10 protein-coding genes and 1 riboswitch are annotated in these 12268 nt (G+C 74.1%); of the genes, 4 read left to right on the forward strand and 6 right to left on the reverse strand.

Features of this window, described 5'->3' with window-relative positions; genetic code table 11:
- Positions 1-28 precede the first annotated feature (28 nt).
- Complete coding sequence (locus ACFWV2_RS01100) at positions 29-103, reverse strand: 50S ribosomal protein bL37 (RefSeq protein ID WP_383431233.1); 75 nt, start codon at positions 101-103, stop codon at positions 29-31.
- Between the two features lie 90 nt (positions 104-193).
- Here ACFWV2_RS01100 and ACFWV2_RS01105 point away from each other — a divergent pair, with 90 nt between their 5' ends.
- Complete coding sequence (locus ACFWV2_RS01105; protein ID WP_384399770.1) at positions 194-877, forward strand: hypothetical protein; 684 nt, start codon at positions 194-196, stop codon at positions 875-877.
- A gap of 130 nt (positions 878-1007) precedes the next feature.
- On the opposite strand, the gene ACFWV2_RS01110 is transcribed toward ACFWV2_RS01105, so the two are convergent.
- The gene (locus tag ACFWV2_RS01110; RefSeq protein WP_384399773.1) at positions 1008-2153 is read right to left on the reverse strand and encodes a cobalt-precorrin-5B (C(1))-methyltransferase; all 1146 of its coding nucleotides are present in this window, start codon (positions 2151-2153) and stop codon (positions 1008-1010) included.
- A 15-nt stretch (positions 2154-2168) separates the two neighbouring features.
- On the opposite strand from ACFWV2_RS01110, the gene ACFWV2_RS01115 reads away from it, so the two are divergent.
- Positions 2169-2894: a cobalt-precorrin-6A reductase gene (locus ACFWV2_RS01115; protein ID WP_384399776.1), complete on the forward strand. Its 726-nt coding sequence runs from the start codon at positions 2169-2171 to the stop codon at positions 2892-2894.
- A gap of 3 nt (positions 2895-2897) precedes the next feature.
- On the opposite strand, the gene ACFWV2_RS01120 is transcribed toward ACFWV2_RS01115, so the two are convergent.
- A complete protein-coding gene (locus ACFWV2_RS01120; protein WP_384399778.1) occupies positions 2898-3269 on the reverse strand; it encodes a hypothetical protein in 372 nt (123 codons plus the stop codon).
- A 7-nt stretch (positions 3270-3276) separates the two neighbouring features.
- Here ACFWV2_RS01120 and ACFWV2_RS01125 point away from each other — a divergent pair, with 7 nt between their 5' ends.
- A complete protein-coding gene (locus ACFWV2_RS01125; RefSeq protein WP_384399781.1) occupies positions 3277-4833 on the forward strand; it encodes a serine hydrolase in 1557 nt (518 codons plus the stop codon).
- 18 nt (positions 4834-4851) lie between these two features.
- Here ACFWV2_RS01125 and ACFWV2_RS01130 read toward each other — a convergent pair whose 3' ends face one another.
- From ACFWV2_RS01130 to ACFWV2_RS01140, 3 genes are read right to left on the reverse strand one after another with little or no spacing between them, the layout of a single operon-like run.
- Positions 4852-6342: a precorrin-2 C(20)-methyltransferase gene (locus tag ACFWV2_RS01130; protein WP_384399784.1), complete on the reverse strand. Its 1491-nt coding sequence runs from the start codon at positions 6340-6342 to the stop codon at positions 4852-4854.
- Positions 6339-6992: a precorrin-8X methylmutase gene (locus ACFWV2_RS01135; protein ID WP_360788531.1), complete on the reverse strand. Its 654-nt coding sequence runs from the start codon at positions 6990-6992 to the stop codon at positions 6339-6341. Before ACFWV2_RS01135 ends, ACFWV2_RS01130 begins: the two co-directional genes overlap by 4 nt.
- The gene (locus tag ACFWV2_RS01140) at positions 6989-8344 is read right to left on the reverse strand and encodes a cobalamin biosynthesis protein CobG (protein WP_384399788.1); all 1356 of its coding nucleotides are present in this window, start codon (positions 8342-8344) and stop codon (positions 6989-6991) included. Before ACFWV2_RS01140 ends, ACFWV2_RS01135 begins: the two co-directional genes overlap by 4 nt.
- A 78-nt stretch (positions 8345-8422) precedes the next feature.
- Positions 8423-8572, forward strand: a riboswitch (cobalamin riboswitch).
- Between the two features lie 77 nt (positions 8573-8649).
- Here ACFWV2_RS01140 and cobN point away from each other — a divergent pair.
- On the forward strand, positions 8650-12267 hold the full coding sequence (cobN, locus tag ACFWV2_RS01145) for a cobaltochelatase subunit CobN (RefSeq protein ID WP_384399791.1): 3618 nt from the start codon (positions 8650-8652) through the stop codon (positions 12265-12267).
- The last annotated feature ends 1 nt before the right edge of the window (position 12268 follow it).

A 12268-nucleotide genomic window follows, 5' to 3' on the forward strand; every position in this document is an offset into this window, starting at 1 on the left:
TTCGACGTGAGACCGGAGGTTCTCGGCGTCAGGCGTTCGGCCGCTTGCCGTGGTTCGCGCTCTTCTTCTTCCGGGCCCGACGCTTGTTGCCACGCTTCGCCATGGGACTCCCTCTCGCTCGGGGCTGTGCCCTCGCCAGCCTAGGTTCGGGAGCCGGGGGCCGCATGTCGGTGCCGTGGCCTTGAATGGACCCATGACCGTCTACGACGTGGCCCGGGCGCTGCCGGGCATCGAGGAACTGCGCGACCACAGCCGGGGGCTCGCCATGCTGGAGGCCGTGCTGAGCCCGGAGTGGGAGCGCCGGTACTACTCCTTCGACGCGCACTGGTCCGAGACCGAACAGCTGGCGTCGATGAAGGACGGCCAGGGCGGCGAGTACACGATCGTCCTCTCCCCCGCGGGGGTGTTCGCGCGCGTCTTCGACCACGAGTCGCCGCTGAGCCCGTTCGGGCCGCTCGCCGACGGCCGGACCTGGCCCGGGGTGCTCGACGGGGTCCCGGAGGCCTTCCGGGAGTACCTCACCGAACCCGCGTTCACGGACGAGGACGGGATCCACGTGACCACCGCCTGCCTGTGGCGCGAGACCGGGGACACGGCCTGGCACACGGGCCCGGTCGAGTTCACCGGCGTGGAGGACCACGAGGACCCGGACGGCGCGGGCCGCTTCCTCCACCTGCTCACGAACCGCACGGCGGAGGCGTACGCGGAGTGGGCCGCGGACCACTACGAGCGCCCGGTCGACCTCGTAGCCGTACGCCACGTCCTCGCCCTGCGCCCGCTCACGCCCGAGATCGTCGCGGCGCTCGACCCGGAGCTGACGCTCGCGGACCTCGCCGAGGACGCCGACGAGATCGGGTACCCGGGCAGCAGCACGTAGTACCCGGAGACCACGGCTCGGGAAATTCGATCGGCGCGTGCCGGGGCGCGCAGGGCGCCGGCGGCGGCCCGTTTCATCGAGCGCTACACGGCCGCCCGCCGGTTCGAGGTGATCCGAACGAAAGACCCGGCTAGGCGTCCGCCCCTGCCCCCGCGCCCGGTCCCGGTCCCGCCGTCTCCGACCGGCCCACCACCGTCCCCGCGCGGTCGACGCAGATGACGTCGACCGCGACCGGGGCGCCGCGCAGGACCGCCAGGGACTCGTCGCGGGCTCGGGCGGCGACCAGGTCGCCGAGGGGCACGCCGGCGGACTCACAGAGGCGGAGGGCGGCGAGGCCCGTGTTCGCCCCGGTGATCTCCGCCGCCAGGGCCTCCGACGCGCCTCCCGTGCGGGCCAGGTCCGCGAGGAAGGCCTTGTCGACCTGGGAGCGGGCCGAGTGGAGGTCCAGATGGCCCGCGGCCAGCTTGGACAGCTTCGCGAAGCCGCCGCAGATCGTGAGGCGGTCGACCGGATGGCGGCGGATGTACTTGAGGACCGCGCCCGCGAAGTCGCCCATGTCGAGCAGGGCGATCTCCGGCAGCTCGTACAGCCCGCTGACCGTGCGCTCGGAGGTGGAGCCCGTACAGCCCGCCACATGGGTGAGGCCGCCCGCGCGGGCCACGTCCACGCCCCGGCGGATGGAGTCGATCCACGCCGAGCACGAGTACGGGACGACGACGCCCGTCGTGCCGAGGATCGACAGGCCGCCGAGGATGCCGATCCGGGGGTTCCAGGTGGAGCGGGCGATCTCGGCGCCGTGGTCGACGGACACGGTGATCTCGACGTCCCCGGTGCCGCCGTGCCGGGCCGCGACCTCGGCGACGTGCTCCCGCATCAGCTGCCGGGGCACCGGATTGATCGCCGGCTCGCCCACGTCCAGGGGCAGGCCCGGCAGGGTGACCGTGCCGACGCCCTCGCCCGCCCGGAAGACCACACCCGAGCCCGGCGGCAGGAGCCGTACCGTCGCCCGGATCACCGCCCCGTGCGTGACGTCCGGGTCGTCGCCCGCGTCCTTGACCACGGCCGCCATGGCCGTGCCCGAGCGGAGGGACTCCGCCGTCAGCGCGAACGACGGCCTCTGGCCCTTCGGCAGCGTGATCGTCACCGGGTCGGGGAAATCACCGGTCAGGAGCGCCGTGTACGCGGCCGTCGTCGCCGCCGTCGCGCAGGCACCCGTCGTCCAGCCGGGGCGGAGGCCGGTGTGCTTGAGTTGGGCCTCACGCCCGCCTGACGTCACGAAAGGGCTCCTGTGGTGCACGTACTCATTCTCGGGGGGACCGCCGAGGCCCGCGCCCTCGCGGGCCTGCTGCACGGCGAGGCCCGGGTCACCAGCTCCCTCGCGGGGCGGGTGGCGAGCCCCCGGCTGCCGGCCGGGGAGGTCAGGATCGGCGGTTTCGGCGGGGCCGAAGGACTGGCGGAGTGGCTGCGGGAGCACGCGGTGGACGCGGTCATCGACGCCACGCATCCCTTCGCCGAGCGGATCAGCTTCAACGCGGCCGGGGCGGCCGCCACCGCCCATGTTCCCCTGCTCGCGCTGCGCCGCCCAGGCTGGGTCCCGGTGGAGGGCGACGACTGGCACGAGGTGCCGTCCCTGGACGACGCGGCCCGCGCCCTGGACGGCCTCGGCGACCGCGTCTTCCTGACGACGGGCCGCATGGGCCTCGCGGCCTTCGCGGACCGCCCGGAATGGTTCCTGGTCCGCTCGGTGGACGCCCCGGAGGCCCCCGTGCCGGTCCGCGCCGAGATCCTGCTCGACCGGGGGCCGTTCGCCCTGGACGGCGAGCGGGAGCTGCTGCGCCGCCACCGGATCGACGTCCTGGTGACGAAGGACAGCGGCGGCGCGGCGACGGCCCCGAAGCTCCGGGCGGCCCGTGAGGCCGGCATCCCGGTCGTCCTGGTCCGCCGCCCCCCGGTCCCGCCGGACGTCCCGGTGGCGACGACCCCGGCGGAGGCCGCCGGGTGGGTGCGGCGTGGCTGAGGGTCAGCCGGCGGGGAGTTCCTCGACCTCGACCCAGGACACGTCCTCGAGGTCGGTGGCGAGCGTGTTGCCCCACTTGTCGACTGCGACGACGCCGAAGCGGTACCGGTCGCCGTCCGGCGTGGACGCGATGAGGTGCGAGGTGGCCGCCGCCGGAATGTAGTCGACGTGGTGGAAGACCCACACGCCGCCGCCGGGCTCCTCCTCGTCCGCCCAGAACTCGCCCTTGAACAGGTCGTACCGTTCGAGGTCGGGCTCCGTGTTGGCGTCCCACTCCAGGACACCGTCCGTGCCGGCGGTGCCCCATGTTCCGCCGGAGGCGCACTCTACCGACCGGTTCCTTCCGCGCGACAGCCGATCCCGCCCGGCGTTCAATGGAGTGATGGGTACCGTCCGATGGCTTGCCACGGCGGGGCTCGTGGCGCTTCTGGGTGCCGCGCCGAGCCCCTCCCCCTCCCCGACACCCGAACCGCCGCCCGCGCAGCCGCCGCCCGTGCTCGACCGGGCGGACGTGGACCGGGCCGTCGGGCGGATCGACGCCGACGTCGCGGCGATGATGAAACGCACCGGGCTGCCCGGGGTGTCCGTCGCCGTCGTGTACGAGGACGAGGTCGTCCACCTCAAGGGGTACGGGGTGCGCGAGGTGGGCAAGACGGCCCGCGTCGACGCCGACACCGTCTTCCAGCTGGCCTCCGTGTCGAAACCGATCGCCTCGACCGTCGTCGCGGGAGCCGTCGGCGTCGAGGGCTGGCAGCGGCCCGTCGCCCCCGAGCTGCCCGAGTTCCGCCTGAAGGACCCGTGGGTCAGCTCCCATGTGACGGTCGCCGACCTGTTCTCGCACCGCAGCGGTCTGCCCGACCACGCGGGCGACCTCCTGGAGGACCTCGGCTACGACCAGGAGTACATCCTGTCCCACCTGCGGTACGAGGCCCTGGCGCCGTTCCGCGCGAGCTACGCGTACACGAACTTCGGGCTGACGGCGGCCGCCGAGGCCGTCGCCGCGGAGAAGGGCGTGCCGTGGGAGAAGCTCTCCGAGGACACCCTCTACAAGCCCGCCGGCATGAACGACACCAGCTCCCGCTTCCAGGACTTCGCCTCGAACGCCGACCGGGCCGTCGGCCATGTGAAGGAGTCCGACGGCACCTGGAAGGCGTCCGTACGCGACCCGGACGCCCAGTCCCCGGCGGGCGGCGTCAGCTCCTCCGCCCGTGACATGGCGACCTGGCTGCGGCTCCAGCTCGCGAACGGCACGCTGGACGGGAAGAAGATCGTCGACGCCGAGGCCCTCGACCTCACCCACCACCCCGAGAGCGTCGCCTCGCCCCCGCACGCCCCGGCGGGCCGGACCGGCTTCTACGGCCTCGGCTGGAACGTGGCGTACGACGACGAGGGCCGGCTGCGGCTCTCGCACACCGGCGCGTTCGCGCTCGGCGCCCACACCAACGTCACGATGCTGCCGGGCGAGCAGCTGGGGATCGTCGTCCTCACCAACGGGGCGCCGGTCGGCGTCGCGGACGCCGTCGCCCTCGACTTCTTCGACACCGTGCAGAACGGGAAGCCCAGCCGGGACTGGGTGCCGCTCCTCGACGGCGTCTACCAGCAGCAGGCGGACGCGGACCGGTCCGAGACGGACTACACGAAGCGGCCCGCCGATCCCGCCCCCGCGAAGGCCGCCGACGCCTACACCGGCACGTACGCCAACGACTACTTCGGCCCGCTCACGGTCGCAGAGGAGGGCGGCGGCCTGGTCCTGCGACTGGGACCGGAGCCCCAGTCGTACCGGCTCACGCACTACGACGGGAACACGTTCAGCTTCCCGACGCGCGGGGAGAACGCCGTCGGCCCCACCGGCGTCACCTTCTCCCCGGACGGGAGGACCGTCCGCGTCGAGTACCTGGACCAGGAGGGCCTGGGGACGTTCACCCGGAGCGGCTCGTAGCCGCTCCGGCAGGCCGGCTCACCCGTACCGGCGGGGCGTCCAGGTGATCGTCCGGCCGTCGGCCCGCCGCACCGCGCGGGTCTGGGACGAGCCGATGAGGAGCAGGGTGCGCATGTCGACCTCGGACGGTTCCAGGGTCTTCAGGGTCACCACGCGCACCGACTGTTCGGGGCCGCCCACGTCTCGGGCGACGACCACCGGGGTCTCGGGCGGGCGGAGTTCGAGCAGGAGGTCGCGGGCGGCGGCCACCTGGTGGGTACGGGACTTCGACCCCGGGTTGTAGAGGGCGAGGACCAGGTCGGCCGAGGCCGCGGCCCGCAGCCGGGCCTCGATGACGTCCCAGGGCTTGAGCCGGTCGGACAGCGAGATCGTCGCGTAGTCGTGGCCCAGGGGGGCTCCGGCGGCGGCGGCGGCCGCGTTGGCCGCGGTCACCCCCGGGAGGACCCGTACGGGTACGTCGGCGTACGCCGGTTCGCAGGCCACTTCGAGGACCGCCGTCGCCATCGCGAAGACGCCCGGGTCGCCGCCGGAGACGACCGCGACCCGGTGGCCGCGCCGGGCCAGGTCGAGCGCGAACTCGGCCCGCTCGGACTCCACCTTGTTGTCGGAGCCGTGGCGGATCTGTCCGGCGCGCAGGACAGGCACCCGGTCCAGGTAGGTGGTGTAGCCGACGAGGACGTCGGCGTTCACCAGCGCGCCGCGCGACTCGGGGGTGAGCCAGGGCGCGCCGGCCGGGCCGGTGCCGACGACGACGACCTCGCCCCGGTCCCGTACGGGTGGCTCCTGGTCGATGCGGGAGGGCAGGACGGCGACGGAGAAGTAGGGGACGGAGTCCGGGTCGACGTCGGCGAGGTCGCCGGTCCGCTCACCCGCCATGAACGCCCGCTCCACGTACCGGGCGTCGTCGAGCCGCCCGGCCCGCTCCAGGGCCCGTCGCACGGTGGGGAAGGTGCGGCCGAGCTTCATCACGACCGCCGAGTCGGTGCCCGCGAGCCGGGCCGTCAGCTCGTCCTCCGGCAGGGTGCCGGGGATGATCGTGAGGACCTCCTCCGCCTCGCACAACGGTTCGCCGAGGCGGGCGGCGGCGGCGCTGACGGACGTGACGCCGGGGATGACGGTCGTGTCGTAGCGGTGCGCGAGCCGCTTGTGCATGTGCTGGTACGAGCCGTAGAACAGCGGGTCGCCCTCGGCGAGGACGGCGACCGTGCGCCCCGCGTCGAGGTGCGCGGCGAGGCGGGCCGACGCCTCCTCGTAGAAGTCGTCCAGGGCGCCCCGGTAGCCGCCGGGGTGGTCCGTGGTCTCCACCGTGAGCGGATACATCAGCCGCTCCTCGATGTGGTCCGCGCGGAGGTGCTCGGCGGCGATCGAGCGGGCGATGGAGCGGCCGTGGCGGGCCGAGTGGTACGCGATCACGTCGGCGGCGGCGATGGCCTTCACGGCCGCCACCGTCATGAGGTCCGGGTCGCCGGGGCCGAGGCCGACGCCGTAGAGCTTTCCGGTGGCGGTCACTGCTGGATCTCCGCTTCGTGGGCGATCGCGTTGATCGCGGCGGCCGTCATCGCGCTGCCGCCGCGCCGGCCCCGCACGACGAGGTGTTCGAGGCCGAGGTCCTGGGCGGCGAGGGCGTCCTTGGACTCGGCGGCGCCGATGAAGCCGACCGGTATGCCGAGGACGGCGGCGGGCTTCCCCGCGCCCTCGGCGATCATCTGCAGGAGGTGGAAGAGGGCGGTGGGCGCGTTGCCGATGGCGACGACGGAGCCTTCGAGGCGGTCCCGCCACAGTTCGAGGGCGGCGGCGGAGCGGGTGGTGCCGAGCTCGGCGGCCAGGTCCGGCACGGACGGGTCCGAGAGCGTGCAGACCACCTCGTTGTCGGCGGGCAGCCGCCTGCGGGTGACGCCGCTCGCGACCATCTGGGCGTCGCACAGGATCGGCGCGCCGGCCCGGAGGGCGGCGCGGGCGCTGGCGACCACGCCGGGGGAGTAGGCGATGTCCCGCACGAGGTCGGTCATGCCGCAGGCATGGATCATCCGGACCGCCACCTGGGCGACGTCGGCGGGCAGGCCCGCGAGATCCGCCTCGGCGCGGATCGTGGCAAAGGACCGGCGGTAGATCTCCGCCCCGTCCTTCTCGTAGTCGAACATGGTGTCGCTCTCGCTCATCTCGTGTGGGACGTGGGGGGCGTGTGGTCGACAGGGGTACGGGCCGCTCCGACCGCTGCGGGCAGGGAGGCGCGGGGGGTGGGGACGCCGTCCACCCGGTAGGTGTCGTCGCCGGTGGCGAGGACCTCGATCCAGTCGCCGTACGGGTGTCCGCAGCCGCGTGCGCATCCGGAGAAGTGCACGGGCACCGGCCCCGCGGGCACGGCGCGGGCGTCCGCCCGTACGTCGGCGAGGGACTTGGCGCACCCGTGCCGGCCGGTACAGACGGTGACCCCGGCGCCGGGGTCGTCGGACCGGGTGATCAGCCCGTACGCCGCGAGGCGGGCGAGCCGGTCGGCGGGTCCGTCGACGGCCGACCCGGTGCGGGCCGCTTCCGCCGGCCTGGTGGGGCCCGCTTCCGCCGCCCCGGTGGGGCCGGCTTCCGCAGGGCCCGTGGGGCCGACGACGACCGCGCCGCGCCAAGGCGTCAGCCGCACCTCGTCGGCCGGCAGCAGGGCCCGTAGCTGAGCGGCGGTCAGCCGGCCGAGCGGCGCGAGGACGTACAGCGCGTCGGCGCCGAGCACCCCGGGTGCCGGCGGCCGGGACACGGGCAGCGGTGGTGCGGGTACGGGTACGGGTTCGGCCGCGATCCCGGCGGCGGCCAGGGCGCGGGCCCAGTCCGGCACGTGCGCGTCGGGCAGTTCGCGGGGTCGCCAGGCCCCGTTCCCGGCCGCCTCGGCCGCGTCGAGGAACGCGAGGGCGGTGGCGAGGGCGGCGCGGACGGCGTCGGCGGCGGCGAGCCGGAAGACCTGCGGCCCCAGGTGCAGCAGGACGGATCCGCCCTCGTCTGCGACCAAGCTCACATCCCCGCCGAGCGGGGCCACGTCGCCGCGACCGTCGTCCAGGACGAACAGGAACCGTCCCGAGAGGGACGCCGCCCGGGGCTCGGCGCACAGTGCGGCGTCCAGTCCGCGCGCCCACAACTGCACGTCCGCGTAGCCGAGTCCGTCGAGTCCCGCGGTGGGCGAGGCGACGATGTTGCGGACGCGCTCGTGGGTGGGGGAGGGCAGCAGGCCCGCGTCCGCGAGGAGCGCCGCGAGCGCCGCCCCGCAGTCGTCCGCGAGGCCCCGCAGCTCCGCGTTGCCGCGCGAGGTGATGCTGATCCGGCCGTCGCCCAGGGTCTCCGCCGCGGTCGCGAGCGTCGTGACCTGATGAGCCGTCAGGAAACCTGCGGGAAGCCGCAGTCGGGCCAGGCGGCCGTCCTCGGCGGGATGCAGGCGCAGCGCCCCCGGGCAGGCGTCGCCACGGTCCCGTATACGAGCTTCGCCCGGATCGGGCGTCGTGGCTGGGGTGGGCGGCATGGCGGCGAGCATACATACGGGGAACCGGGCGGCCACCGGGTGTGATCAGGTCGACTCGGTGGCCCGTCCCGCCCCTCCACCGCACGATCTAGGATGCAGATCGGCATGGGGTCCCCGGACCCCGGGGAGGAAGCCCGGTGAGACTCCGGCGCGGTCCCGCCACTGTGAGCCGGTCCGGCTGTGCGCAGCGACGCACTTCGGGGACGGTGAGTCAGGAACTCCCTTCCCCGAGGTCTCGGCTTCGCCCGAGCAGGGGAGGCCCCGACCCATACGACCACCCGGGGCGCGGACAACCCCGAGGAAGGCCTGCGCTCGCCATGCTTCTGCTGCTGTCGCACTCCGACACCGACCTGCTCAGCGCCCGCGCGGCGAACGCTGCCTCGGCCGGCGGCCCGGTGGAGTACCGCTTCGCCAACCCCGCCCGTCTCCCCCTCTCCGACCTGCCCGCCCTCCTGGACGGCGTCGACCTCGTCGTCGTCCGGCTCCTCGGCGGTCTGCGTTCCTGGGAGGAGGGGCTGGACGCGGTCCGCGCCGCCGGAAGGCCCGTGGTCGTCCTCAGCGGCGAACAGGCCCCCGACGCACAGCTGATGGAGGCCTCCACCGTCCCCATCGGCGTCGCCACCGAGGCCCACGCCTACCTCGCGCACGGCGGCCCGGGGAACCTGGAGCAGCTGGCCCGCTTCCTCTCGGACACCGTCCTGCTCACCGGCCACGGCTTCGAGGCCCCGGCCGCCGCCCCCACCTGGGGCCCGCTCGACCGGACCGCGCGGAACGAGAGCGGCCCGGCCATCGCCGTGCTCTACTACCGCGCCCACCACATGAGCGGCAACACCGGCTTCATCGGCACCCTGTGCGACGCGATCGAGGACGCCGGCGCGCGGCCGCTCCCGCTGTACGTCGCGTCCCTGCGCGCCCCCGAGCCGGAGCTGCTCGACACCCTCCGTGGCGCCGACGCCATCGTCACGACCGTCCTCGCGGCGGGCGGCACCAAGCCGGCGCAGGCGCAGGCCGGCGGCGACGAGGAGGCCTGGGACGCGGGGGCGCTCGCCGCGCTCGACGTGCCGATCCTCCAGGCGCTGTGCCTGACCGGTTCGCGGTCCGCGTGGGAGGAGAACGACGAGGGCCTCTCGCCGCTGGACGCCGCCAGCCAGGTCGCCGTGCCCGAGTTCGACGGCCGCCTGATCACCGTCCCGTTCTCCTTCAAGGAGATCGACGAGGACGGTCTGCCCGCGTACGTGGCCGACGCCGAACGCGCCGCCCGCGTCGCCGGGATCGCCGTCCGGCACGCCCGGCTCCGGCACATCCCGAACGCCGGGAAGAAGCTGGCCCTCGTCCTCTCCGCGTACCCGACGAAGCACTCCCGCATCGGCAACGCCGTCGGCCTCGACACCCCCGCCTCCGCCGTCTCCCTCCTGCGCCGACTGATCGCCGAGGGGTACGACTTCGGGCCCGCCGAGGAGCTTCCCGGCCTCGTCTCCGGCGACGGCGACGAGCTCATCTACGCCCTGATCGAGGCCGGCGGCCACGACCAGGACTGGCTGACGGAGGAGCAGCTCGCCCGCAACCCGGTCCGCATCCCGGCCGCCGACTACAAGCGCTGGTACGCGACGCTCCCCGAGGAGCTGCGGACGCACGTCGAGGAGCACTGGGGCCCGCCGCCCGGCGAGATGTTCCTCGACCGCTCCCGCAACCCGGAGGGCGACATCGTCCTGGCGGCGCTGCGGCGCAGGAACCTCCTCATCCTGATCCAGCCGCCGCGCGGCTTCGGCGAGAACCCGATCGCGATCTACCACGACCCCGATCTCCCGCCGTCCCACCACTACCTGGCCGCCTACCGCTGGATCGCCGCCCGCACCGAGGACGGCGGTTTCGGCGCCGACGCCATGGTCCACCTGGGCAAGCACGGCAACCTGGAGTGGCTGCCCGGCAAGAACGCCGGCCTGTCCGCCGCCTGCGGCCCCGACGCGGCCCTCGGCGACATCCCGCTGATCTACCCGTTCCTCGTCAACGACCCGGGCGAGGGCACCCAGGCCAAGCGGCGCGTCCACGCGACCCTCGTCGACCACCTGGTGCCGCCGATGGCCCGCGCCGACTCGTACGGCGACATCGCGCGCCTGGAGCAGCTGCTCGACGAGTACGCGCAGATCTCCTCCATGGACCCGGCGAAGCTGCCCGCGATCCGCGCCCAGATCTGGACGCTGATCCAGGCCGCCAAGCTCGACCACGACCTCGGCCTCCAGGAGCGCCCGGAGGACGACGGCTTCGACGACTTCCTGCTGCACGTCGACGGCTGGCTGTGCGAGGTCAAGGACGCCCAGATCCGCGACGGTCTGCACGTCCTCGGCGGCGCCCCGGAGGGTGAGGGCCGCGTCAACCTGGTCCTCTCCATCCTGCGCGCCCGCCAGATCTGGGGCGGTACGCAGGCGCTCCCGGGCCTGCGCGAGGCGCTCGGCCTGGACGAGTCGGCCGCGACCCGCACGACCGCCGACGAGGCGGAGGCGAAGGCCCGCGAGCTGGTCGAGGCGATGGAGGCGGCGCAGTGGTCCGTGGACGCCGTCCCGACCGTGGCCGCCGCCTACGGCGCCGAGGTGCACGCCGTGCTCCGCTTCGCCTGTGAGCAGGTCGTGCCGCGCCTGGCCGCCACCACCGACGAGCTGACGCACGCCGTGCACGCCCTGAACGGCGGCTTCGTCCCGGCGGGCCCGTCCGGCTCGCCGCTGCGCGGTCTGGTCAACGTCCTGCCGACCGGCCGGAACTTCTACTCGGTCGACCCGAAGGCCGTGCCGTCCCGGCTGGCCTGGGAGACCGGGCAGGCGCTCGCCGACTCCCTCCTGGAGCGCTACCGCACCGACAACGGGGAGTGGCCGACGTCCGTGGGCCTCTCCCTGTGGGGCACCAGCGCCATGCGCACCGCGGGCGACGACGTGGCGGAGGCGCTCGCGCTGCTCGGCGTCCGCCCGCTGTGGGACGAGGCCTCGCGCCGGGTGAACGGCCTCGAACCCATCCCCCTGGAGGAGCTGGGCCGCCCGCGCGTCGACGTCACGCTGCGCATCTCGGGCTTCTTCCGGGACGCGTTCCCGCACGTCATCGGCCTCCTGGACGACGCCGTACGGCTCGTGGCGGCCCTGGACGAGCCCGCTTCGGAGAACTTCGTACGGGCGCACGCGCAGGCCGATCTCGCCGAGCACGGCGACGAGCGGCGCGCCACCACCCGTATCTTCGGCTCCCGGCCCGGCACGTACGGCGCGGGCATCCTCCAGCTGATCGACTCGCGCGACTGGCGGACGGACGCGGACCTCGCCGAGGTGTACACGGTGTGGGGCGGGTACGCGTACGGGCGCGGGCTCGAAGGGCGCCCGGCGCGGGCCGAGATGGAGACGGCGTACAAGCGGATCGCGGTCGCCGCGAAGAACACCGACACCCGCGAGCACGACATCGCGGACTCGGACGACTACTTCCAGTACCACGGCGGCATGGTGGCCACGGTCCGCGCCCTGAAGGGCACGGCCCCCGAGGCGTACATCGGGGACTCGACCCGCCCGGAGACCGTCCGCACCCGCACGCTCGTCGAGGAGACCTCCCGGGTCTTCCGCGCGCGTGTCGTCAACCCGCGCTGGATCGAGGCGATGCGCCGCCACGGCTACAAGGGCGCGTTCGAGCTGGCGGCGACGGTCGACTACCTCTTCGGGTACGACGCCACGACCGGCGTGGTCGCCGACTGGATGTACGACAAGCTGACGCAGGAGTACGTCCTCGACCCGGAGAACCAGGCCTTCCTGAAGGAGGCCAACCCGTGGGCGCTGCACGGCATCGCGGAGCGGCTCCTCGAAGCCGAGTCGCGCGGCATGTGGGAGAAGCCGGACCCGGAGACGCTGGCCGCCCTGCGCCAGGTGTTCCTGGAGACCGAGGGCGACCTCGAAGGCGACGACGACTAGA

The sequence above is a fragment of the Streptomyces sp. NPDC058671 genome, assembly GCF_042716475.1.
Taxonomy (GTDB): Bacteria; Actinomycetota; Actinomycetes; order Streptomycetales; family Streptomycetaceae; genus Streptomyces.

Bases quoted from the DNA above. Each gene is read 5' to 3' on its own strand.
- ACFWV2_RS01105 (WP_384399770.1), top strand. From the start codon at position 194: ATGACCGTCTACGACGTGGCCCGGGCGCTGCCGGGCATCGAGGAACTG.
- ACFWV2_RS01125 (WP_384399781.1), top strand. From the start codon at position 3,277: ATGGGTACCGTCCGATGGCTTGCCACGGCGGGGCTCGTGGCGCTTCTG.
- ACFWV2_RS01135 (WP_360788531.1), bottom strand. From the start codon at position 6,992: ATGAGCGAGAGCGACACCATGTTCGACTACGAGAAGGACGGGGCGGAG.
- ACFWV2_RS01140 (WP_384399788.1), bottom strand. From the start codon at position 8,344: ATGCTCGCCGCCATGCCGCCCACCCCAGCCACGACGCCCGATCCGGGC.
- cobN (WP_384399791.1), top strand. From the start codon at position 8,650: ATGCTTCTGCTGCTGTCGCACTCCGACACCGACCTGCTCAGCGCCCGC.